We start from the raw sequence: 23,176 nt of genomic DNA on the forward strand, positions 1-23,176 counted from the left end.
TGTTTATGGGTGGTTATCAATATGCTTTATTTGTGCCTACTATCTTCTTCCACCACCAGGGCCACCTCTAGATCTAAAGTTTTCGCGTATTTCCGCGGTTTTCTTTTTCACTATTTCATCATACTCAATCTTGGTAATTTCCTTTCCTTTTGAAGGGACTTTAATAACATCTTTGACTTCAGGATTCAATACAATTTTAGAACATAATATAATAGTCTTATCAGCACTTACTTCTAAAATCAATCCTGGAAGTCCCCAATAATCACTAGGGCCTTGATTTACTGGAATTTGCATTGTGTACCACGCAACAATTTGAATGTTTTTGGTTGTAGGTGCATCTGTTTTTTCATCGTCAGGGGGTCGTCTAAAATTAAAACCGCTTTCAGCATCCACTGTTTTTGTAGCTGTTGCCTTAAAACACGTGTATTGGCCAATTTGCTTGGTTTCGCTTTCCATTATCCAATCAAATTTGGGCAAAGAATCTTTAACCAAAAATTGTTTCCCAAAAAGTTCTTGTTCCTGTAACAACAATTGGTCTTTAATATTTTTATATTGGGGCCCACTGGTCATGCTGCCCATCATCATACCAAAACGGCTACCTCCCGCTCCTGGGGCTTCTAATTTTTCTTCTTCTTTATATAAAGATTCCGATTGATTGAAGGTTAACACAAATGTTTTTTCCAGCATGCTTTTCATGCGTTCCGCTATTTGCTTTTTTTGGTCTTCGCTCATGCCTGGGCGACCAAAATTGCTCATATCTACCGTAGTTTTTGAAAAGTAATAGGCTTTTCCTTGAAAATCTTTTTGCCCAAAGGCACATACAGAAACCAGAAGTACAAAAACGATGATATTTAATTTTTTAAAATGGAGTTTCATAAAACATGCTATTATAGATTGTTGTAAAAATATATTTTTATACACTACTAAGACCGTGAACATGATAATAAGTTTAAACTGCTAAGTGTTAAAGTGTTCTTAAATTTATTTGAAGCTTTTAAACTTGATGCATACAATTATTTTTATTGAAACCCGTTTGATTTTTGTATTTTTCAAACTTCTATGAAACATATATTCATTTTATTCTTTTTCTATTCGTTGTCCGTAAGCTCACAAGAGCCTATTTCAAGCGCTTTGGTAACAAAAACAGTGTTACAAGCGGATGCCTTTGTTAGCACAAACAATTTTGATACTACTTTTTATATTCAGGACAACGTGCTTTTTAAAAACAGCAAGGAAACAAAAGGCATTGACATTGGATACAGTAACTTTCAACTGGGAAATATTTCAACCGTAAACACGTTTAACCCTTTAAAAATCAATCTGTTTTATAAAGATTTTAATACGGTGGTGATTCTGGATAATCGTTTGGCCGAAATATTTAAAATAGATTTTAACACATTGCCAGAGTACAAAAACGTTTCGTTTGTTTCAACAGGTTCTGACAATACGCTTTGGGTTTTTAACCAAGATACCCAACAATTGGAACTTTTTGATTATAAAACCAATAGCACAAGGGCTAAAACCTTGCCGATTCAAAGTCCTGTTTTAGATATTAAAAGTAACTATAATAACTGCTGGGTGCTTACCGATAAGCAACTGTATGTATATGATTATTTTGGAAATCTTTTAAAGAAAATGAAAAATGAAGGGTATTCTTCATTGGTTATAGACAATGAAAACATGGTTTTCAAAAAGGATAACGCTTTATTCTATTTAAAAAAAGACTCAGGAACGGTTGCTCCCATTAGTTTGCCGAATTTGTTGATAAATCAGTTTTTTGTAACCAACGAAACCTTGTATATTTATAGCGATGGAACGCTTTACCAATTCCAATTAAAAATCAACTAGAATTATGCATATTGCTATTGCCGGAAATATTGGCGCAGGAAAAACAACGCTAACAAAATTACTAGCAAAACATTACAAATGGGAAGCACAACTTGAAGATGTGGTGGACAACCCATATTTAGACGATTTTTACAACCAAATGGAACGCTGGAGCTTTAATTTGCAAGTGTACTTTTTAAACAGTAGGTTTCGTCAGGTTTTGCAAATTCGTGAAAGTGGAAAAGATATTATACAAGATAGAACCATTTACGAAGATGCCCACATTTTTGCCCCGAACTTACATGCGATGGGTTTGATGACCAATCGCGATTACGAAAACTACAAATCGCTTTTCGATTTAATGGAATCGCTGGTTAAAGGGCCCGATGTGCTTATTTATTTGCGAAGCACCATCCCTAATTTAGTGTCTCAAATCCATAAACGGGGTCGAGAATACGAAAACTCCATCAGCATCGATTATTTAAGCAGGCTGAACGAACGCTATGAAGCTTGGATACACGGCTACAAAAAAGGCAAACTATTGATTATTGATGTTGATAAACTGGATTTTGTGGATAAACCAGAAGATTTAGGCCAGGTTATCAATACCATTGATGCTGAAATTAATGGGCTTTTTTAAGTTTATTGGTCTCAAATAGAGTTAAAAAGGCAATTATTATTTGCGAAGGCCAGCTAAAATAAAATGCAACAAATTGAATTTCAACTACAAAACGAGCGCTAGCTACAGATAATATGCATTTACATTTTGTTCAGGAATAATGAACTATTACTTCCGTTCATAAGTTATAAAAGAAAAATCAAACTCGTTTTCCACATCCTTTTTATGAAATACATTGGAGGTTTCTTCCCAAACAGAAGCATCGATTTTTGGAAAATAGGTATCGGCAGGAAAAGATTCGTGCACACGCGTCAGCTCAATTTTATCGGCCAGCAAAATAGCTTGTTTATAAATTTCACCACCACCAATAATATAAGGCTGAGAGTCATTAATGCAAGCTTTAATGGCATCATTTAGCGTATGTACCAAAATAACACCCTCAGGAACTTGATAATCTGAATTCCTGCTAATAACCACATGGGTTCTATGAGGTAAAGGCTTAGAAAAACTTTCAAATGTTTTTCTTCCCATAATAATATGATGTCCGCTGGTTAGGTTTTTGAATCGTTTTAAATCGTCGCTAATGTGCCAAATCAATTTATTGTGCTTGCCAATCGCATTATTTTCGGCGGCGGCAACTACAATGGTAAGTTCAGACTTTTTTTTTTCTTCGGAATTCGGAGTATTGAAATCGTCAGGTCCCATCAAAGTCTTATGTTGTGGCAACTCATTTTTAAGTTTTTCTATACGTTCTTTTTGTTTTGCAACCAATTTGTTCAATTGTTGCGCTTCCCAAGCTTTCCCCATAAATTTATGGGTAATGAACACATTGAATAGATGGTAAAGGAACAAGAACAACCAAAAGGCTATGGCATAAACAAACCAATTGATTTCAAATAATTTAAAATCCTTGCCAATTCCCAAAACGGTGTTGGCAATTATCAAAAAAACCGCGCCAATTAAAAAAACCACAAAATGAACGTATAAACGCTTTTTTTGTTCAATACGTTTTTGGGCGTTTTTTATAAGCTCTAACTGCTCTTTGTCTATTTGTGGGATCTCTTTCTTTTTACCGAACATACTGCTTGAATTATAAACACAAAGTTACTGTTTTTTAATGATTCATCTGGTTATGCTTATTGTTTTTAATTCATCAAACATAAGAGCCGATGGGCAGGTGTTTCATCCCTATAATCATTTTGGTTGTGCGAAAAAAATTTAGTTTTGATGTTTCATAATGATGCATTTACAATCTTGGAAACGTTCTGTTCTCACGAACGTTTTATTTTAAAACACCTGAAAATCAATCAAAAACAAAATTTTAGAGTTGACAATAACATAAATAAAGTGCTATAATTATTGCTAACATTAATTTTTTTTCAATCGATATTACTAAATTGATAATTCTTTGTTTTTTAATGGATTAAAAGTTTAGTACGGGAAAATTGTTTTTTAAATTTGCAGTATAAAACAACACAAAAAATTAAATTATGGCTATTTCAAAACAATATCTAAAAAGCAAACCGGTTTGTAAAGTTACGTTCTCTATCCTTGCTGAAAACGCAAAAAAAGTGTCATTGGTAGGAAGTTTCAATGAATGGAACGCGAAGGCTACTCCGCTTAAAAAATTAAAAAACGGGACTTTTAAAGGGACTGTGGACTTAGATCAAGACAATTCTTATGAATTTAAATACCTTGTAGATGGAGCTTTTGTTAATGACGATGCTGCCGATGCGTATGTATGGAATGATTTTGCTGTTGCTGATAACAGTGTGGTAAACGTTTAGTTAAATCCGAACAATTAAACCGAAAAGTGCCTTCAAATTTGAGGGCATTTTTTTATACAGCAACACTACCTTTTATGTGTGGATGTGGATGGTAATCTTCCAGTGTGAAATCTTCAAAAGTAAAGTCGAAAATGTCCTTTACTTCTGGGTTTAGTTTCATTTTAGGAAGCGGTCTGATGTCTCTTGAAAGTTGTAGTTCCAATTGTTCAAAATGGTTGCTATAAATATGGGCGTCGCCAAATGTATGGATAAATTCCCCTGCTTCATAACCACACACTTGCGCCATCATCATGGTAAATAATGCATACGATGCAATATTAAAAGGCACTCCTAAAAAGATATCGGCACTACGCTGATATAACTGCAAAGACAATTGGGGTTTTGCATTTATGCCTCCTTCAGGGGTTGTGGGGCTCACATAAAACTGAAAAAAGGCATGGCAAGGTGGCAACGCCGCTTTACCGTTGGCAACATTTTCGCTAAACGATTTTGAAGTATCCGGTAATACTGAAGGATTCCAAGCAGAAACCAACATCCGCCTACTATTCGGACTGCTTTTTAAAGTTTGAATAACTTCTTTAATTTGGTCGATGTCGTCGCTATTCCAGTTTCGCCATTGATGGCCATACACAGGGCCTAAATCGCCATTCCCATCAGCCCACTCGTTCCAGATACGCACCCCATTTTCGGTAAGATAATTAATATTGGTATCCCCTTTTAAAAACCAAAGCAACTCATAAACAATCGATTTTAAATGCAGTTTTTTTGTGGTTACCATCGGGAACCCTTCCCTTAAATCAAAACGCATTTGGTAGCCAAAAACACTTTTTGTGCCCGTGCCTGTGCGGTCTCCCTTTTCATTTCCGTGCTCTAAAACGTGCTTTACTAAGTCGTGATATTGTTTCATCCTATTCCCCACGTAGGTGGGGATCTCTTTAAATTAAACTAAAATTTTCTTGAGGTTAAAAATAGAAAAAAGAGTCAAAACCTTAATCACGAAGCTTCAATGAATATCATAAAGTTATTAACTAAGATAGATGGGGTTCCTTCTGATTTATTCTATCTCTAAGGAACTACCTTTTTTTTACTAAAAATTTACGTGGGTTTTAATGGAGAAGTTACGAAAAACGTCAAAATTTACTTTTGAAGCTTTAATAAACCACTATGGACTAGAAGTCCATAGGTTTGATTAGCAGACTGAAAGTCTGATTCGTGAAATTTGCGAAAAACACATAAAACTGTGATAATTAATTTGTGGTTTTGCGATTAAAAATTTTTAGCCCTGAGTAATTTGGGGAAAGCGAGATGCACTAAGGTGCTTAGTTTTAACTATTTTTAAGACCAATAAATATAATAATATTAGTGACTAAGGTTGATGGGATCCCTGCATTGGCAGGAATTCCTAACCAATTATCATGCCTGCGATGGTTGCAGAAACCAACGATGCAATACTACCACCAATAAGTGCTTTTATACCGAATTGTGAAAGCGTTTTACGTTGCCCAGGGGCCAACGAGCCAATACCCCCAATTTGAATGCCTATAGAAGCAAAATTTGCAAAACCACACAGCATATACGTTGCCATAATAATTGATTTTTCGTAGTTTAAATGCGTAGCATTCGCCATATCCTTTAGGTCTCTAAGTTGTATATAACCTATAAATTCGCTCGCCGCTATTTTAATACCGAGTAGTTGCCCCATCATCATCATGTCTTCTTTTGCAACGCCAATCAACCACATTAGCGGTGCAAAGGCATAGCCTAATATAAGTTCTATGGATAGATTTTGATACCCTGTATTATCTGCTATCCAATTATTTATAGTGGAAACATTCCCGATCCAACCTAAAATACCGTTAAACATGGCAATAAATGCAACGAAAACCAAAAGCATGGCGCCCACATTTACAGCTAATTTTAAACCTTCGGTGGTGCCATTTGCAATAGAGTCTAAAAAGTTTGAGCCAATTTTTTCTTGGGAAACTGTTACATCCGTATTTATGTCTTCCGTTTGCGGATATAATATTTTTGAAATGACGATAGCTCCCGGAGCTGCCATTACCGAGGCTGCCAATAAATGTTTTGCATAAAACAATCTAAGCACCGGGTCATCACCGCCTAAAAATCCAATATATGCCGCCAAAACCGCTCCCGCTACGGTTGCCATTCCACCAATCATAACCAAAAGTATTTCAGACTTGTTCATTTTTTCCAAATAGGCCTTTATCAAAAGCGGTGCTTCCGTTTGGCCTAAAAAGATATTGCCTGCTACACTTAAACTTTCAGCACCAGAAATTTTCAATGTTTTTGAAAGTAACCAAGCCATACCTTTTACCACTTTTTGTATGATTCCTAAGTAAAATAAGACTGAAGTTAATGCAGAGAAGAATATAATGGTAGGCAACACTTGAAAAGCAAATATGAAACCGAAAGTATCCATATCTACCACCAGCCCTTCAAATAAAAATTTACTGCCTGCTCGTGTAAACTCCAGTACCTGAACAAATAAACCGCCAACAAATTCAAAAACAGTTTTTATAAATTCTACTTTCAACACACTAACAGCAATTAATAACTGAAAGGATAAACCAACCCCAGCAATTTTCCAATTGATGGCTTTACGATTGCTACTAAATAAAAAAGCTATAAAAATTAAAGAAACCATTCCCAATGCGCCTCGCCACAGACTGCTAATTGAAAATCCTTGACTTGGTATAATGGGTGTTGAAACTATAATTGGAGCTATAATTTCTTTTTTTTTTGTTACTTCTGCCTGAGATTCTAAGGAATCGGTAACTTGGTTTGTTATTTGTGTTTCTAAAAGAACAGTTTCCTGGAGTGTATTTTTATTGGTGTCTTGTGCTGATATTGGTAAACTACATACTAATAAAGCAAAGACAGTTAACAAAAATACTTTTCTCATAAGAAGGTGGTAATTTAGTGGCGTTATTCCCGTTTAGAAATTTCATCCCGAATATATGCTGCTTTTTCATAATCTTCATTTGCAACAGCTTCATCCAACAAATGGTGCAATTCTTCCAGTGTTTTGCCTTTAAAGTTTTCTCGGGGCGCATTGGGTTCCATTTCATTGGCTATCAATTCATCCATCAAAATACTGTCTTGCGTATCTTCTTCATCTTCTTTTTTAGGATTTACTTTTAAATAAATGCCTGCTTTATCGAGAATGTTTTTATAGGTAAAAATAGGGGCGTCAAAACGAAGTGCCAATGCAATGGCATCACTGGTTCTGGCATCGATTATTTCTTCAATTTTATCGCGTTCGCAAATTAAACTGGAATAAAAAACACCATCAACCAACTTATGGATAATGACTTGTTTGACTATGATATCAAATCGGTCGGCAAAATTTTTAAATAAATCGTGTGTTAAAGGTCTTGGAGGCCTAATTTCCTTTTCTAAAGCAATGGCAATGGACTGCGCCTCAAAAGCCCCTATAACTATGGGGAGTTTACGGTCGCCATCTACCTCGTTTAAAATCAATGCGTAAGCACCGTTTTGGGTTTGGCTATAAGAAATTCCTTTTATATTTAATCTTACTAAACTCATAATGTATTAAAACGCAAAGAACTGTTTAAATTAGGACTTTACCAACTGCAATAAGCAGATTTAAGAATATTATGCTAATTTAAGCAGTTCTTTAAACGATACAATTTATAAAAAAAATTTTATTGTTGCGCCTTAAAAGCCTTTAATTTTTCAATAAGCTGTGGCACAACCACAAAAGCATCACCCACAACACCATAATCGGCAGCTTTAAAAAACGGTGCTTCAGGATCGTTATTGATAACCACTTTTACTTTGGAAGCGTTAATCCCTGCCAAATGTTGAATGGCTCCTGAAATTCCAATAGCAATATACAAATTGGCCGCCACGGGTTTTCCGGTTTGCCCTACGTGTTCGCCATGGGGCCGCCAACCTAGATCGGATACAGGTTTAGAGCATGCGGTTGCAGCACCTAAAACAGAAGCCAATTCTTCGATCATGCCCCAGTTTTCAGGTCCTTTCATGCCGCGACCAGCAGAAACAACTATTTCGGCATCTGCAATGCTTACTTTATTTGAGGCTTTGTCAACCGATTCTACTTTAACTCCCAATTCTGAAATGGAAAGCGAAAAGTCTTCCGCAGTAGCGTTCCCTTTATTTTCAACCAATCCAAAAGAATTATTTGAAACCCCCACTATTTTAACATCGGTGTTGATAGTAAGCATTTCAAAAGCCTTATTGGTAAACGCAGGACGCTTCACTGTAAATGGCGACGTGCTAGAAGGGACTGCTATAACATTGGAAGCGTAGCCAGCATTTAAAGCCACTGCCAAAAGCGGTGCTACATATTTACTATTGGCACTGGAACTTAATACCACGATTTTTGTACTTTCTTTTTCAGCAGCTTGTTGTATGGCTTGCGCATATCCATTGGCATTGAAGGTGATTAATTCCGGATTACTGACGTTCAATACCTTATCAACGCCATAGTTTCCCAACGGGGAAGCATCACTAACGTTAAAAGTAATGGCCGTAACAGTAGTGCCTAATTGGTCCGCCACTGCTTTTGCGTAAGAAGCCACTTCCAAAGCTACTTTTTTAAATTTTCCTTGTTCTGATTCCGTATATACTAAAACTGACATAATATTATTAAATTTTCCTCACCCCAACCCCTCTCCGAAGGAGAGGGTCTTTTGAGCTCGTTTATTATTACTAAATTTTGTTCTTTTGCGTATTCTCCGCAACAAGTTCCCCTCCTTCGGAGGGGCTAGGGGAGGATTATATTACCTTCGCTTCATTATGAAGCAAGTTTATCAACTCATCTAAATTATCTGGAGACACCAATTTAACAGCACCTTTTGGTGCAGGTTTTTCAAATTTTACAGACGATGTTTCATTAGTTGCATCAACAGGTTCCAACACCGTTAATGGTTTTTGGCGCGCCATCATAATACCTCGCATGTTGGGGATGCGCAAATCGCTTTCTTCAACCAATCCTTTTTGTCCGCCAATTACCAAAGGAAGCGTTGTTGAAAGGGTTTCTTTTCCGCCATCAATTTCCCGAACAGCTTTCACAGAATTTCCATCAACCTCCAAACTTATGCAATTGTTTACAAAGTTGGCATGGGTTAATCCTGCAACCATTCCTGGTACCATACCACCGTTGTAATCAATGGATTCCCGACCGGCAATTACCAAATCATAATCACCTTGCTTCACTACATTTGCCAATTGTTTAGCCACCGAAAAACCATCGGTTGCCACCGTATTTACACGTATGGCGGCATCGGCACCAATGGCCAAAGCCTTACGCAACGTAGGCTCGGTTTCGGCACCACCAACATTTACAACGGTAACATGGACCGCTTGCTTTTCCTTAAACCACATGGCACGGGTCAATCCAAATTCATCATTTGGGTTGATTACAAATTGAACCCCATTCGTGTCAAATTTTGTATCACCATCTGAAAAATTGATTTTAGAAGTTGTGTCTGGAACATGACTTATACATACTAATATCCTCATATTGAATTATTTAAATATTTAATTTTAGTTTATGTCCACTAAAAGCATCGGAAAATTGAAACCGTTAACTGTTACTGAAAACTGCGGACTTATTTAACGGTTACGAAGTTAATTATTTTATTCTGAATATTTACTATGCACGCATAGTAAGTTTTTAAATATTCTTATAAGTCCGTATTTCATTTATTGTTATTTTTGCAATTCGAATAAAATATACTTAATGAAGACAATTCAATTTAGAGAAGCCATTTGTGAGGCGATGAGCGAAGAAATGCGCAGGGATGAAAGCGTGTATTTGATGGGCGAAGAAGTAGCGGAATATAATGGTGCCTACAAAGCATCAAAAGGCATGTTGGATGAATTTGGAGCGAAGCGTGTGATTGATACGCCTATTGCAGAACTTGGTTTTGCCGGTATAGCCATAGGCTCCACCATGACGGGCAATAGACCTATTGTGGAGTACATGACTTTTAACTTTTCTTTGGTTGGAATTGATCAAATTATAAATAATGCCGCAAAAATCAGACAAATGTCTGGTGGGCAATTTAAATGTCCGATTGTTTTTCGTGGTCCAACAGCATCTGCAGGTCAGTTAGGGGCCACCCATTCCCAAGCATTTGAAAGTTGGTTTGCCAATACACCTGGTTTAAAGGTAATTGTGCCATCAAACCCTTATGATGCCAAAGGGCTTTTAAAAGCTGCCATTCGTGATGATGACCCGGTTATTTTTATGGAAAGCGAGCAAATGTATGGTGATAAGGGCGAAGTGCCCGAAGGCGAATACATCCTGCCCATTGGAGTAGCGGACATAAAGCGTGAAGGAACCGATGTGACGATTGTATCTTTCGGAAAAATCATCAAAGAAGCCTATAAAGCGGCCGATATACTTGCTAAAGAAGGGATTTCTTGTGAAATTATCGATTTGCGCACCGTGCGTCCGTTAGACAAGGAAGCGGTCTTAAAATCTGTAAAGAAAACCAATAGATTAGTGATTTTGGAAGAAGCATGGCCTTTTGGAAATGTTTCAACAGAAATCACTTATTTTGTGCAAGCCGAAGCATTTGATTATTTGGATGCCCCCATAGTAAGAATCAATACCGCTGATACGCCTGCACCCTACTCACCGGTTTTATTGGCAGAATGGTTGCCAAATAGCGACGAGGTTATTAAGGCCGTAAAAAAAGTATTGTATAAATAAAATAATAATATTTACGTTATAGAAACTTCATTAGCAAGATTGTTGATGAAGTTTTTTTGTATTATGAACCCAAAACTACTTACTACATTTTTTTTCTTCGGAATTATTTCCACATTCGCCCAAACCAAAGTAAGCGGCTATGTGCTTGATGAAGATAATAAACCCATACCCTTTGCCAATGTTATTTTCAAAGGCTCTACGCAAGGCACCATTACGGATGAAAACGGGAAGTTTTATATGGAATCCACCCAAACGTGGCCAAGTTTAATAATTTCCTTTTTAGGGTATGAAACTTTAGATGTACCGTTGGTTAAAAAAGTAAACTACGATTTAAAATTTATTTTAAAAGAAGAAGCTGCCCAGTTAAACCAAGTGTTTATTGTTGCCGGAAAACAACCCAAAAAGAACAATCCTGCGATTGATTTGCTTCGGAAAATCTGGGAACATAAACGCAAGAACGGCTTAAAACATTACAACCAATACGAATTCGATAAATACGAAAAAGTAGAATTCGATATTAACACCATAGACAGTGCGCTTATAAAAAGCAAATTGTTTAGGGGCATGGAGTTTGTTTTTAGTGAAGTGGACACCTCAAACGTTACCGGAAAAACCTATTTGCCCATATTTATTAACGAAGCGGTTTCCACCGTGTACGGCGATAATATTTTAAACAAACAAAAAGCGGTTTTAAAAGGAAATAAAAACTCGGGCTTTAGCGATAACCAGATGGTCATCGATTTTGTGGATGATTTATATTCCGATTATGATATTTACGATAACTATCTCCAGTTTTTCGATAAAAGTTTTGTGAGCCCCTTGTCCAGAACAGGAATTGGCACCTACAATTATGTTTTAAAAGACAGTGCTTTTATAGAAAACAAATGGTGCTATAACATTATTTATTATCCCAGACGCAAAAACGAGCTTACGTTTAAAGGCGATTTTTGGGTAGCAGATACCACATTCGCCATTAAGGAAATCAAACTTCAGGCTTCTAAAAGCGCCAACATTAACTGGGTCAAAGAAATTTATATTGAGCAAGAATTTGAAGTATTGAACGATTCTATTTTTCTTGTGAAACGGGATTATATGATGTCCGATTTTGCGTTGAATAAAAAGGAAAAATCGCGAGGGGTTTACGGAAAACGCACCACGTTGTACAATAATTATAAGTTTGACAAGCCGTTGGATAAAAAATTCTATGATGAAAAAGTTTATGATTTCAATCAGGATATTTATGATAGAGACGATGCCTTTTGGGCAGATAACCGTTTGGAAGCATTAAATAAAGATGAAAAAGGGGTGTATAAAATGCTAGACACCTTAAAAACCGTTAAAAAGTTTAAACGCCTTTATAACTTAGGAAGCATCTTAGCATCAGGCTATATAGAGTTCAATACATTGCCTTTGGATTATGGCCCCATTTTTTCAACCTTTGGGTTTAATGAAGTAGAAGGCTTGCGATTACGGGCAGGAGGGCGCACCTATTTTGGTAAAAATGATTTATGGCGTTTAGAAGGTTTTTTAGCCTATGGTTTCAACGACGATAAATTTAAATATGGGATCTCCGGAAAATGGTTGATTGACAAGAAAAATCGGTTTATCATTTCGGGTGGAAACCGACGCGATGTAGAGCAAATAGGCGCCAGCTTAACAACAAGTACCGATGTTTTAGGGCGGAGTTTGGCATCGTCCGCAGTAATTGTTACCGGTGCAAACAACAAACTTACCAATGTAAATTTAACAACCTTGGCAGCAGAGTTGGAACCTTGGCGCAATATCATTTTCAGATTGGGCATAAACTACCGTACTTTAGAGTCGGCATCACCCACATTTAGCTTGGATTACAACACACCTGATGGCGAAAAACCTGAAATAAACCAATATGAAACAACGTTTTCGGTTTCCTATTTTCCGAAACGGAAAATGACAGGTTTTGGTGTGGAACGTAGAGAAGCCAATGACGATTTTGCGCGTCTTTTTGCCCAAATAAGCCGTGGCGATAAAGATATATTCAATAGTGATTTTGATTATACCAAACTGCAAATGTCGTACTTACAACCTATGCAAGTAGGCGGTTTTGGTAGATTGACCACCACCATTGAAGCTGGCAAAACTTTTGGCGAAGTGCCGCTTGGGTTGTTAAGTGTTATCCCTGGCAATCAATCTTATTTTTCCATTTATAACACCTTCTCACAATTAGACTATTATGAGTTTGTGTCCGATACTTATGCATCGGTTCATTTGGAACATAATTTTAACGGGCGTTTCTTTTCCCGAATTCCGTTTCTAAGAAAATTAAATCTTCGGGAAATAGTGAGCTTCAGAGGCGTTGTCGGAGATCTTTCAAGTGAGAACATTGCATTGAGCACCACAACAAATCCTAATAGTATTCCATTGATAGCACCTAACAAAAAACCGTATTATGAGTATGGGTTCGGTGTAGGGAACATTTTTAAGGTTTTCAGGATCGATTTCAATTTTAGAGGTAATTATTTAAATGGAACAGATTATCCCGATGCCAGAAAATTTGGTATTACGGGCTCTTTCGGGTTTCATTTCTAAATGTTTATAAAGGCAAAAATTTTTTTTTGATTTAGCTGATTTTTCTATGATAAAATTTATTTTACGGTTTATAGATGCATTCTACTTTATCTTTAAAAAGTTTGTTCCACTAAAAACCTATAGGTACGCAGTATGTGGAGGAAGCAATCTGTTATTTGACACCATTCTATATTTCGTTTTCTATAATTTTATTTTTGCAAAACAGAATGTGGACATGCATTTTTTTGTGTTAAGCCCCCACATAGCCTCTTTGTTTTTTGTATTTCCAATCACTTTTTTTACAGGCTTTTTACTCAATAGGTATATTACATTTCCGAATTCCGATTTATTACCACGAGTTCAGTTTTTCAGATATTTAATGGTTGGCTTAGGAGCTATTTTAATAAGTTATGCTGCCATGAAGTTTTTGGTAGATTACTTAAAGTTTTACCCCACGCCTTCTAGGTTTATAACCATCATCATCAGTGTGGTTTATAGTTATATTCTTCAGAATAAATTTAGTTTTAAAGCTTCAAATTAAGCTTTAAATGAGTTCAATAAAATCATCCCATAAAAAAGGCTTTCCGTAGAAAGCTTTTTTTATAACTATATATATAATAAATATACTAAATCACATTCTTTTTGTTATCGCGCAATTTTTTAATTCCAAAAATTGCTGCACCTGCCAATAAAATTGAAAGCCCACCATCTAATGGAACAGAGTCGTTGCCGTTGTCTTTTTTCGGACCAGTGTTTCCTACAGGCTTATCATTTCCTTGGTTGCCAGAATGTCCAGCATTACCTGTTTGGAATCCATCATAATTACCTACTCCATTACCGTTGTTTCCATTTACTTTGGGTTTGTTGGGTTTGTCCTTGTCTTTTGCTGATGCATTTAAATTATTAGTAAATGTGAATGCTAAAAGCACTAATGCGATTGTGAATATTTTACTTAGTGATTTCATTTTAATTATATTAATTGGTTAATAGCGAGTAAATATAAATATAAGTCTATGTATTACACTAATTTAGTCGATGTATTACATTAATTTACCGCTGATGTAATATGTAATGTTTGCTGTAAATATTTATTCAGATAAGGTGGTAAATCTTTTGGTTGCTATTTAATAATTTAAGAAGATTTCCAAAAACTATTTTCCCTTTTTTTTATTCTTGAAAGCATCAAATTCCGATTGGTTTTCAACTTTCGGGAAACTGTTATTGTTCACATCGGTATCGGCAAATTCAAAATTAGGGTCTAAATTCACTTTGCTCACTTCTTTTGCTTTTATAAAAGTCTTTTTTACTTCATATTCATTGGTTCTCCAAATTTCAGCAGGCAATCGGTCTGTTTCCGTGGTGCCATCAGTAAAAACCCATTCAATGGTCACGGGCATTACCAATCCGCCCACATTTTTAATGGTTACTTCATATATATTTTTGCCAGACAATTGTTTTCTAACTTCTTTATCATCTAATCGTGATAAAAACTCGCCATAAGCAGTATCGGGTGTATTGGTCATGGTAATAACCTCTGGTCCGTTCGAAAAACCGTTGGCTTGTTCATCATCATTTTTTTCGGTTGCCGCTATTTTTACTTTTTTATTCTTGTTTTTATCTTCAATATTACTGTTTTCTTCAAATACCTTAAACCATTTTACATTGCTTAGTTCCATATCTACATGATCGGTTGTAAAAAACCAGCCTCGGTAAAACCAATCCAAATCGGTTGCCGTGGCATCTTCAAGGGTTCTAAATAAATCACTTGGGTTAGGGTGTTTGTATTTCCAACGATTGGCATATTCCTTAAAAGCCTCGTCAAATAATTCCTTTCCAATAATGGAGTTGCGCAACATTTGCAATCCAACTGTGGGCTTCATATAAAAATTAGCACCAAATTGATTTAGCAATTCAGAATCAGAAGTGGTCATGATAGGACGTAAAATATTTTTATCCCCATTCATAAAAGGCACAATACTTTTAGGCGTGGTGCTATTAAAATCAGGATACCTTTCTGCCAAGGTGCGTTGGTGCAAAAAAGTATTCAACCCTTCATCCATCCACATCCATTTACGTTCATCGGAACTCACAATCATAGGAAACCAGTTGTGACCTACCTCATGAATGATGGTTCCTATCATATCTTGTTTAGCAGCATCACTTATTTTACCATTTTTTGGGCGCCCACCGTTAAAGCTTATCATCGGGAATTCCATACCAATATTAGAGGTGTTTACAGAAATAGCCACCGGATAAGGATAATCAAAAGTAGCTTCAGAATAAACTTCCAAGGCCTGGGTTACCGCTTTGGTGGATTCTTCTTGCCATACGGGCAAACCTTCCTTTGGATAAAACGACATGCCCATAACCGTGTTTGTGGGCAGTTTTACGGCCTGCGCATCCCATAAAAATTTTCTTGATGATGCAAAGGCGAAATCGCGAACATTCATGGCGTTGAATTTCCACGTTTTTTGTTTGATGGCCTTTGTTTTTTCGTTGGCCTGCGCTTCTTCTTTAGTGATAATCATGATGGGTTTATCAAACGTTTTTCTTGCTGTTTCCAGTCTGCTTCGTTGTGCTTTGGTAAGCACTTCTTCACTGTTCTGCAATGTTCCTGTTGATGCTACAATATGATTATCCGGTACCGTGATTTCTACATGATAATCACCAAATTCCAAAGCAAACTCCCCTAATTTTTGGAATTGCTGATTTTGCCAACCTTCCGTGTCATTATAAACCGCCATTCTAGGAAACCAATGGGCTATTAGGTAAACGGTGTTGCCGTCTTCGGGGAAATATTCGTAGCCCTCCCTAGAAAGCAAATACATACTTCTATCGGTAATGGGGTACGACCAAGCAATTGAAAAACCGGTAGATTCGCCAGACTTAAGAATGGTGTTCAATTTTACTTTCATCATGGTATTGTTAACCATGGTCTTCAAATTATTTCCTGAAGCATCCTTTACCATTTTAATGGAATACCCTGCTGGAAAGTCTATGGCTCTGGTTAAAAACTGCATTTGTCTTGCAGATATGGAATCTTTTACATTATTATTAAAAGTGCCAAAATCTTCATTCCCTTTTTTGTTGACATTTTGTTCTAACTGAAGCCATAAATAGCTCAAATCGTCGGGCGAGTTATTAAAATAGGTAATGGTTTCTTCACCAGAAATGGTATTGTTCTTTTCATTGAGCAGCACTTTTATGTGGTAGTTGGCGCATTGTTGCCAATAATCTTTTCCAGGAGCGCCACTTGCTGTTCTATAAGTGTTTGGAGGCGCAATCATATTATCAATAGGTTCAAATTTCCCTTTCCAGGGTTCGTTTTGGGCTTGAATACTCGGTAAGCATAAAAGCAGTAAAAATGCAGATAATAGATGTCGCATGATTTTTGAATTATTTATTAGAATTAGTCCTTCACAAGATAACAATTTATTCGTATAAATCATGCAATTTTTATTGCTCAACGCCATTGCGTTAAGTATCTTTGTGCGTCTAATAAAATAAAAAATGAGCGATAAAAATCCATTGACCTTTGATGTATTGATTGAAATACCTAAAGGAAGTAGAAATAAATACGAATACGATTTCACATTGCACAAAATACGTTTTGACCGTACTTTGTTTTCATCTATGATGTACCCTGGTGATTATGGTTTTATTCCTGAAACCCTAGCTTTGGATAAAGATCCATTGGATGTATTGGTTTTAGGTATTGAACCCACTTTCCCTATGGTTGTTATGGAGGTAAAACCCATAGGCGTTTTTTATATGACCGATGAAAAAGGACCCGATGAAAAAATTATTTGTGTACCCGTTTCCGATCCCGTTTGGAGCAACAGGGATGATATTTCTGAATTAAATCCACACCGATTGAAAGAGATCGAACACTTTTTTCAAGTTTATAAAGATTTGGAAGAGAAAAAAGTTGATGTTGGTGGTTGGGGCGATGCCAAAGAAGCGGTTAGAATTTATCATGAATGTGTACAACGTTATGAAGAAAGCGAACACAAGAAAAAAAGAACCTTTACTATATAATTATTGAATTCTCGATATTTTAAAAAAATAATGAGCCATCTTTAATCAAAGGTGGCTTTTTTTATCACATATATTTTACTAATTTTAGCCCCGTTAAAAAAAATTAATTTAAACTAACTGACTTTGTATGGAATTAATAGTAAAACTTTTACCGCTTTTTGGTGTTTTAGCGTTGGTATTTGTATTTGTAAAAAGTGCTTGGGTTACTAAACAGGACCAAGGCAGCGAGAAAATGATCCGGATTGCCAAAAACATTACCGATGGTGCCATGGCTTTTCTTAAAGCCGAATATAAAATATTGGCCATATTTGTTGTTGCTGTTGCCATCTTATTATTCTTTAAGGGCCAAGCAGAAGCAGGGTCTGATGGCATGGTGGCCGTTTCCTTTGTAGTTGGAGCTATTTGCTCTGCTTTAGCGGGATTCATAGGCATGAAAGTTGCCACAAAAGCAAATGTAAGAACCACGCAAGCCGCAAGAACATCGTTAGGAAAAGCTTTAGAAGTCGCTTTTGCCGGTGGTGCCGTTATGGGATTGGGCGTGGTTGGTCTGGGTGTTTTGGGTCTAAGCGGTCTTTTTGCTATTTATCAAGAAATATGGCCCGGCGAAGAAAACATATCCATGGTACTTAATGTGCTTTCTGGGTTTTCATTAGGGGCATCATCCATTGCATTGTTTGCTCGTGTTGGTGGTGGTATTTATACAAAGGCTGCCGATGTGGGCGCCGATTTGGTTGGTAAAGTAGAAGCTGGTATTCCTGAAGACCATCCATTGAATCCTGCAACCATTGCAGATAATGTGGGTGATAATGTGGGCGATGTTGCCGGTATGGGGGCCGATTTATTTGAATCGTATGTGGGTTCCATTATAGGTACCATGATTTTGGGAGCCCTCATTATTACGCCCGATGTAGCTGGTGGCATGGGTGCGGTATATTTACCGTTGGTACTGGCTGCGGTTGGTATCATCATGTCCATTATAGGAACATTTTTTGTAAGAGTAAAAGATGGTGGAAACCCACAAACGGCCTTAAATGTTGGTGAGTTCGGATCTGCATTATTAATGGTCATAGCATCGTATTTTATTATTGATGCTTTTATACCAGAAACGTATATTTTTAAAGGGATGGAGTATTCCTCCATGGGTGTCTTTTGGGCAACAATTGCCGGTTTGGTCGCTGGTTTAGCGGTTGGTAAAGTAACGGAATATTATACAGGTACCGGAAAAGGCCCTGTAAATTCCATAGTCCGGCAATCTGAAACCGGAGCTGCCACCAATATTATTGCAGGTTTGGGTATTGGAATGATGTCTACCATGATCCCTATTTTATTAATTGCCACAGCCATACTGGTATCCCATTATTTTGCAGGATTATACGGTATTGCCATCGCAGCGGTAGGTATGTTGGCAAATACGGGCATTCAATTGGCTGTTGATGCTTATGGCCCCATTTCTGATAACGCCGGTGGTATTGCCGAAATGGCTGAATTACCTAAAGAAGTTAGAGAACGTACCGATAAACTGGATGCCGTTGGAAATACCACGGCAGCTATTGGTAAAGGATTTGCTATTGCCTCGGCAGCATTAACTGCTTTGGCATTATTCGCTGCCTTTATGGAAACAGCCCATGTTAGCTCCATTGATGTATCAAAACCCGGTATTATGGCAGGCTTGTTGGTAGGCGGCATGTTGCCATTTGTGTTTTCTGCCTTGTCGATGAACGCCGTGGGTCGTGCAGCTATGGCCATGATTGAAGAAGTGCGTCGCCAGTTCAGGGATATTCCACAATTAAAAGCTGCTTTAGCTGTTATGCGTAAGTATGATTCTGATATGAGTAAAGCTACAAAAGAAGATAGAGCTATTTTTGATGCCGCTGATGGGTATGCAGAATACGATAAATGTGTAGCCATTTCAACACAAGCATCCATTAAGGAAATGGTACTGCCAGGGGTGTTGGCCATTGCTGTTCCTGTTGCTGTTGGATTTATTGGTGGTGCCGAAATGTTAGGTGGCTTATTGGCAGGTGTAACAACTTGTGGTGTGCTTATGGCAATTTTCCAATCGAATGCAGGTGGTGCTTGGGATAATGCTAAAAAAACCATCGAAGAACAAGGTAGAAAAGGTACCGATGCCCATAAAGCGGCAGTGGTTGGTGATACTGTTGGAGATCCGTTTAAAGATACTTCGGGCCCTTCATTGAATATTCTATTGAAATTAATGTCGGTTGTGGCTTTGGTTATCGCACCAAGTATTGCTTTAAACCCAGAGGTGGTTACTGCCTATGTTTCAAATAATGTACCTGAAACAGTTGAAATGACGAGAGAAGTTAAAATTGAAAAAACTACAAATGATGATGGAACCGTTAAAGCGGTTGTAACCACCATAACCCAAAAAAATGGAGAAAAGCCCCATACAAGTTATGAAACGTTTGAAGGAACGGAAGTTGATGTAGATGCCAGTATCAAGGCCATAAAAAATAATAAAAAAACCGCATTGGTTAAAATTGAAAAAGTAACAAAAGAAGACCTTGTAAATTAGATTTACAACTTTTGATTGAAACAAAAAACCACGCCTTTAGCGTGGTTTTTTGTTTTGTGCAATAAAGTTGCGATCAAAAATAAAACTCTTCAGAGCTAATTAAAGGGGTGCCGTGGACACTAAATTTTTTCTCTTTAGAATGGAAAAACTTTTTTGCCTAATTCCTTGAAAATTTATGTGAGCCCTTAATACCAATGCAAATAGCTGGTAAATATGCCCGCGTTAGCGATTGGAGCAAACTACCGTGTAGTGCGGAAAGCGCGACCCGATAGGGGAACGCCCAAATAATACCAATTGCACATATAAAACAGCCCAATAAACTTGTTCTTTTTCGCCAATAAATCTTCAAAAAACAGTTCCGTAGCTATGCTATGCAAAGGTTTTTTTCATCGTCTTGACAAAAGATTTCTTCGTTTCTTTAGACTCTTTTATTTCCGTACATGACAAAAATGAAAATGAAAAGTTCAAAACATTAAAAATAAGCCACTTAATAATTCCTCCCCTTTTTTCAAGGGGATAGCCTGTACCGAATTTTCGGTATGCCGAATGGCGGAGGGGTCAATGATATTGCTTTTTAAATTATAGAAGATATTTTTGTCATGTACTGAACTCTTTTATACATACAATTGGTATAATGTGCATTAAAAAAGCGCACTCGTGAAAATGCGCTTTTAAGGACGATCCTGAAAGATTTTAACTTGGTGACTAACTCAAATAATTAAATAATTGTGGACTGTCCTAAATGTATGTTGGTAAAGTTTAAGTTGGTTTCATCGGGATGGTTTATAAAATCTTCAATGAAATCGCCAACCTTTGTGGTGGTAATGTTATCGTATTTTGTATTTAAATCGGGTGTGGTAATATGCAGTTTTAATGATTTATCCACACCTTCCCTTACCAATGCCGCCTCATCGTCCAATCCAAAATGGTCAAGCAGCATCGCGGTGGCCAAAATAGAAGCTATAGGGTTTGCAATACCTTTATTGGTCGCTTTTGAATAGGCACCATGAATGGGCTCGAACATGGCATGTTTTTCGCCCAAGGAAGCCGATGCCAACAAGCCGATGGAACCTACTATAACGCTGGCTTCTTCCGATAGGATATCGCCAAACATGTTCTCCGTTAAAATAACATCAAACTGCCTTGGGTTCATGATAAGCTCCATGGCGGCGTTATCCATGTACATATAATGCAATCGAACGTTTGGGTATTGTGGTGCCATTTCTTGCACCACCCTGCGCCAAAGCCGGGAACTTTCCAAAGCGTTTGCCTTATCAACCAAGGTTAATTTGCGTTTTCTGGATTGTGCTGCTTTAAAGGCCAAGTGGGCAATGCGCTCAATTTCAAAGCGGGTATATTCGCAAATATCAGAGGCTGTATTGCCGTCATCACTTAATTTTTTTTCACCAAAATAAATACCGCCCGTTAGTTCACGGAAAATTAAAATATTGCTATTTGCTATTTGCTTTTTCTTTAAAGATGATTTGTTCAGTAAATCCTCATAAGCAATTATAGGGCGTATATTGGCATATAAATCGAGTGATTTGCGTAATCTTAAAAGCCCTTGTTCCGGTCTTATTTTTGCGTAAGGGTCTAAATCAAAAGCAGCATTCCCAATGGCTCCAAATAAAATAGCATCGGCTTTTTCACAAATATCAACGGTTTCTTCGGGTAGGGGATTGCCTGTTTTTTCAATGGCACTGGCACCAACCAAGGCATGTTGAAATGTAAATACATGGTTAAACTCCATAGCAATAGCTTTCAAAACCTTAACGGCTTGTGCTATAACTTCCGGACCTATACCATCGCCCGGTAAAACGGCAATATTTAGTTTCATTTCAATTATTTATTTTGTCATTCCCGCCTTTCGTCTATCGCTCAAGATAAACTCTGGCGGAAATCTTTATTTTATGCTGAAATAATTTCTTTAAACACGCTACTTTTTTCTATAATAAAATGGATGTCATCATCATTAACTTCTTTCTTGTTATCGGCAAAATCTAAAAAATTTATGTAGATCTCATCTAGCTGAAGCTTCGTTAATTCATATCCAACGTTTTTTGCTCTGTATGCTAATGCCGCACGTCCGCTTCTGGCAGTCAATACTATAGCAGATTCGGTTACGCCCACATCCTTAGGGTCTATAATTTCGTAAGTTTCACGGTTTTTAATTACCCCATCTTGATGGATTCCCGAGCTGTGTGCAAAGGCATTGGCGCCTACAATGGCTTTGTTTGGTTGGGTGTAAATGCCCATACTGTCCGATACCAACTGGCTAATGCCGTAAAGCATTTCAGTTTTTATATTAGTATCTAAATTCAAATACGGGTGTTGCTTTAAGATCATTACTACTTCTTCCAAAGCAGTATTTCCAGCACGTTCGCCAATACCATTAATAGTACATTCAATTTGGCGCGCACCGTTAATAACACCTTCAATGGAATTGGCGGTTGCCAATCCTAGATCGTTATGGCAATGGCACGATAAAATGGCTTTATCGATACCTTTCACATTTTCTTTTAGGTATTTGATTTTTGCGCCATATTCGTGCGGTAAACAGTATCCTGTAGTATCAGGAATGTTTAAAACCGTAGCGCCCGCTTTAATGGCAGCTTCACAAACACGTGCTAAATAGTCGTTATCTGTTCTTCCAGCATCTTCAGCATAAAATTCCACATCCTCAACAAAAGATTTTGCGTAACTTACCGCTTTAAATGCACGTTCTAGTATAGCATCCCTATTGGAGTTGAATTTGAATTTTATGTGGGAATCGGAGGTGCCAATACCAGTATGGATTCGCGGGGTTTTGGCGTATTTTAATGCTTGGGCAGCTACTTTTATATCGTTTTCAACAGAACGTGTCAATCCACAGACTGTTGCATTTTTAACAATTTTAGAAATGGCTTCAACCGATTTAAAATCGCCAGGGCTTGATACAGGAAACCCAGCTTCAATAATATCAACACCCAACAAATCCAGCTGTTCAGCAATGATCAGTTTTTGTTCGGTATTTAATTTGCAGCCTGGGACTTGCTCGCCATCGCGAAGCGTTGTGTCAAAAATTTGGACGTTAGTATTGGACATTTAATAAAATA

Annotated in this window: 19 protein-coding genes; 8 read left to right on the plus strand and 11 right to left on the minus strand. The window is 37.2% G+C overall.

The genetic code is table 11. The features are described 5' to 3' along the window. Positions 1–39 precede the first annotated feature (39 nt). Positions 40–876: a GLPGLI family protein gene (locus tag ACU1LP_RS07980; protein ID WP_445736007.1), complete on the minus strand. Its 837-nt coding sequence runs from the start codon at positions 874–876 to the stop codon at positions 40–42. A gap of 183 nt (positions 877–1,059) precedes the next feature. Here ACU1LP_RS07980 and ACU1LP_RS07985 point away from each other — a divergent pair, with 183 nt between their 5' ends. Then, complete coding sequence (locus ACU1LP_RS07985) at positions 1,060–1,848, plus strand: hypothetical protein (RefSeq protein WP_445731247.1); 789 nt, start codon at positions 1,060–1,062, stop codon at positions 1,846–1,848. A 4-nt stretch (positions 1,849–1,852) separates the two neighbouring features. Then, a complete protein-coding gene (locus tag ACU1LP_RS07990; RefSeq protein ID WP_445731248.1) occupies positions 1,853–2,467 on the plus strand; it encodes a deoxynucleoside kinase in 615 nt (204 codons plus the stop codon). 147 nt (positions 2,468–2,614) lie between these two features. Here the strand turns inward: ACU1LP_RS07990 and ACU1LP_RS07995 are convergent, their stop codons facing one another. Beyond that, positions 2,615–3,526 carry a dihydrofolate reductase gene (locus ACU1LP_RS07995; RefSeq protein WP_445731249.1) on the minus strand — a complete coding sequence of 304 codons (912 nt, stop codon included), beginning with the start codon at positions 3,524–3,526 and terminating at the stop codon, positions 2,615–2,617. Positions 3,527–3,936: 410 nt separating this feature from the next. On the opposite strand from ACU1LP_RS07995, the gene ACU1LP_RS08000 reads away from it, so the two are divergent. After that, complete coding sequence (locus ACU1LP_RS08000; RefSeq protein ID WP_445734682.1) at positions 3,937–4,233, plus strand: isoamylase early set domain-containing protein; 297 nt, start codon at positions 3,937–3,939, stop codon at positions 4,231–4,233. A gap of 52 nt (positions 4,234–4,285) precedes the next feature. On the opposite strand, the gene ACU1LP_RS08005 is transcribed toward ACU1LP_RS08000, so the two are convergent. The 5 genes from ACU1LP_RS08005 to ACU1LP_RS08025 all read right to left on the minus strand — a co-directional run bounded on the left by ACU1LP_RS08005 (position 4,286) and on the right by ACU1LP_RS08025 (position 9,762). Further along, complete coding sequence (locus ACU1LP_RS08005; RefSeq protein ID WP_445734683.1) at positions 4,286–5,140, minus strand: thymidylate synthase; 855 nt, start codon at positions 5,138–5,140, stop codon at positions 4,286–4,288. A gap of 495 nt (positions 5,141–5,635) precedes the next feature. Continuing rightward, positions 5,636–7,156 (minus strand): NupC/NupG family nucleoside CNT transporter, encoded by a 1,521-nt coding sequence (locus tag ACU1LP_RS08010; protein WP_445736008.1) that lies wholly within the window; start codon positions 7,154–7,156, stop codon positions 5,636–5,638. A 23-nt stretch (positions 7,157–7,179) separates the two neighbouring features. Further along, complete coding sequence (locus tag ACU1LP_RS08015) at positions 7,180–7,800, minus strand: bifunctional nuclease domain-containing protein (RefSeq protein ID WP_445731253.1); 621 nt, start codon at positions 7,798–7,800, stop codon at positions 7,180–7,182. 119 nt (positions 7,801–7,919) lie between these two features. Next, positions 7,920–8,879 carry an electron transfer flavoprotein subunit alpha/FixB family protein gene (locus ACU1LP_RS08020; RefSeq protein ID WP_445734838.1) on the minus strand — a complete coding sequence of 320 codons (960 nt, stop codon included), beginning with the start codon at positions 8,877–8,879 and terminating at the stop codon, positions 7,920–7,922. Between the two features lie 136 nt (positions 8,880–9,015). Continuing rightward, the gene (locus ACU1LP_RS08025; protein WP_445736009.1) at positions 9,016–9,762 is read right to left on the minus strand and encodes an electron transfer flavoprotein subunit beta/FixA family protein; all 747 of its coding nucleotides are present in this window, start codon (positions 9,760–9,762) and stop codon (positions 9,016–9,018) included. Positions 9,763–9,982: 220 nt separating this feature from the next. Here ACU1LP_RS08025 and ACU1LP_RS08030 point away from each other — a divergent pair, with 220 nt between their 5' ends. From ACU1LP_RS08030 to ACU1LP_RS08040, 3 genes are all read left to right on the plus strand, one after another. Beyond that, on the plus strand, positions 9,983–10,960 hold the full coding sequence (locus ACU1LP_RS08030; RefSeq protein WP_445736010.1) for a pyruvate dehydrogenase complex E1 component subunit beta: 978 nt from the start codon (positions 9,983–9,985) through the stop codon (positions 10,958–10,960). 63 nt (positions 10,961–11,023) lie between these two features. Continuing rightward, positions 11,024–13,528: a DUF5686 family protein gene (locus ACU1LP_RS08035; protein WP_445734015.1), complete on the plus strand. Its 2,505-nt coding sequence runs from the start codon at positions 11,024–11,026 to the stop codon at positions 13,526–13,528. A gap of 46 nt (positions 13,529–13,574) precedes the next feature. Next, positions 13,575–14,048 (plus strand): GtrA family protein, encoded by a 474-nt coding sequence (locus tag ACU1LP_RS08040; RefSeq protein WP_445734014.1) that lies wholly within the window; start codon positions 13,575–13,577, stop codon positions 14,046–14,048. Positions 14,049–14,133: 85 nt separating this feature from the next. Here the strand turns inward: ACU1LP_RS08040 and ACU1LP_RS08045 are convergent, their stop codons facing one another. Both ACU1LP_RS08045 and ACU1LP_RS08050 read right to left on the minus strand, forming a co-directional pair. After that, the gene (locus tag ACU1LP_RS08045) at positions 14,134–14,472 is read right to left on the minus strand and encodes a PID-CTERM protein-sorting domain-containing protein (RefSeq protein WP_445734013.1); all 339 of its coding nucleotides are present in this window, start codon (positions 14,470–14,472) and stop codon (positions 14,134–14,136) included. A gap of 186 nt (positions 14,473–14,658) precedes the next feature. Beyond that, positions 14,659–16,893: a M1 family metallopeptidase gene (locus ACU1LP_RS08050; protein WP_445734012.1), complete on the minus strand. Its 2,235-nt coding sequence runs from the start codon at positions 16,891–16,893 to the stop codon at positions 14,659–14,661. Between the two features lie 124 nt (positions 16,894–17,017). On the opposite strand from ACU1LP_RS08050, the gene ACU1LP_RS08055 reads away from it, so the two are divergent. Together ACU1LP_RS08055 and ACU1LP_RS08060 are read left to right on the plus strand one after the other, a co-directional pair. Continuing rightward, complete coding sequence (locus ACU1LP_RS08055; protein WP_445732931.1) at positions 17,018–17,545, plus strand: inorganic diphosphatase; 528 nt, start codon at positions 17,018–17,020, stop codon at positions 17,543–17,545. A gap of 127 nt (positions 17,546–17,672) precedes the next feature. Then, positions 17,673–20,081 (plus strand): sodium-translocating pyrophosphatase, encoded by a 2,409-nt coding sequence (locus ACU1LP_RS08060; RefSeq protein ID WP_445734011.1) that lies wholly within the window; start codon positions 17,673–17,675, stop codon positions 20,079–20,081. A 718-nt stretch (positions 20,082–20,799) separates the two neighbouring features. Here ACU1LP_RS08060 and leuB read toward each other — a convergent pair. Together leuB and ACU1LP_RS08070 are read right to left on the minus strand one after the other, a co-directional pair. Further along, on the minus strand, positions 20,800–21,918 hold the full coding sequence (gene leuB / locus ACU1LP_RS08065; protein WP_445732862.1) for a 3-isopropylmalate dehydrogenase: 1,119 nt from the start codon (positions 21,916–21,918) through the stop codon (positions 20,800–20,802). 71 nt (positions 21,919–21,989) lie between these two features. Next, positions 21,990–23,165, minus strand: coding sequence for a 2-isopropylmalate synthase (locus ACU1LP_RS08070; RefSeq protein WP_445732861.1), 1,176 nt, complete (start codon positions 23,163–23,165; stop codon positions 21,990–21,992). Between the last annotated feature and the right edge of the window lie 11 nt (positions 23,166–23,176).

This window comes from Mariniflexile sp. (genome assembly GCF_052728615.1).

Coding starts and splice junctions, on each gene's coding strand:
- ACU1LP_RS08025 (WP_445736009.1), bottom strand. CDS start 9,762: ATGAGGATATTAGTATGTATAAGTCATGTTCCAGACACAACTTCTAAA.
- ACU1LP_RS08015 (WP_445731253.1), bottom strand. CDS start 7,800: ATGAGTTTAGTAAGATTAAATATAAAAGGAATTTCTTATAGCCAAACC.
- ACU1LP_RS07990 (WP_445731248.1), top strand. CDS start 1,853: ATGCATATTGCTATTGCCGGAAATATTGGCGCAGGAAAAACAACGCTA.
- ACU1LP_RS08000 (WP_445734682.1), top strand. CDS start 3,937: ATGGCTATTTCAAAACAATATCTAAAAAGCAAACCGGTTTGTAAAGTT.
- ACU1LP_RS08020 (WP_445734838.1), bottom strand. CDS start 8,879: ATGTCAGTTTTAGTATATACGGAATCAGAACAAGGAAAATTTAAAAAA.
- ACU1LP_RS07980 (WP_445736007.1), bottom strand. CDS start 876: ATGAAACTCCATTTTAAAAAATTAAATATCATCGTTTTTGTACTTCTG.
- ACU1LP_RS07995 (WP_445731249.1), bottom strand. CDS start 3,526: ATGTTCGGTAAAAAGAAAGAGATCCCACAAATAGACAAAGAGCAGTTA.
- ACU1LP_RS08050 (WP_445734012.1), bottom strand. CDS start 16,893: ATGCGACATCTATTATCTGCATTTTTACTGCTTTTATGCTTACCGAGT.
- ACU1LP_RS08045 (WP_445734013.1), bottom strand. CDS start 14,472: ATGAAATCACTAAGTAAAATATTCACAATCGCATTAGTGCTTTTAGCA.
- ACU1LP_RS08010 (WP_445736008.1), bottom strand. CDS start 7,156: ATGAGAAAAGTATTTTTGTTAACTGTCTTTGCTTTATTAGTATGTAGT.
- ACU1LP_RS08055 (WP_445732931.1), top strand. CDS start 17,018: ATGAGCGATAAAAATCCATTGACCTTTGATGTATTGATTGAAATACCT.
- ACU1LP_RS08060 (WP_445734011.1), top strand. CDS start 17,673: ATGGAATTAATAGTAAAACTTTTACCGCTTTTTGGTGTTTTAGCGTTG.
- leuB (WP_445732862.1), bottom strand. CDS start 21,918: ATGAAACTAAATATTGCCGTTTTACCGGGCGATGGTATAGGTCCGGAA.
- ACU1LP_RS08030 (WP_445736010.1), top strand. CDS start 9,983: ATGAAGACAATTCAATTTAGAGAAGCCATTTGTGAGGCGATGAGCGAA.
- ACU1LP_RS08040 (WP_445734014.1), top strand. CDS start 13,575: ATGATAAAATTTATTTTACGGTTTATAGATGCATTCTACTTTATCTTT.
- ACU1LP_RS08070 (WP_445732861.1), bottom strand. CDS start 23,165: ATGTCCAATACTAACGTCCAAATTTTTGACACAACGCTTCGCGATGGC.
- ACU1LP_RS08005 (WP_445734683.1), bottom strand. CDS start 5,140: ATGAAACAATATCACGACTTAGTAAAGCACGTTTTAGAGCACGGAAAT.
- ACU1LP_RS07985 (WP_445731247.1), top strand. CDS start 1,060: ATGAAACATATATTCATTTTATTCTTTTTCTATTCGTTGTCCGTAAGC.
- ACU1LP_RS08035 (WP_445734015.1), top strand. CDS start 11,024: ATGAACCCAAAACTACTTACTACATTTTTTTTCTTCGGAATTATTTCC.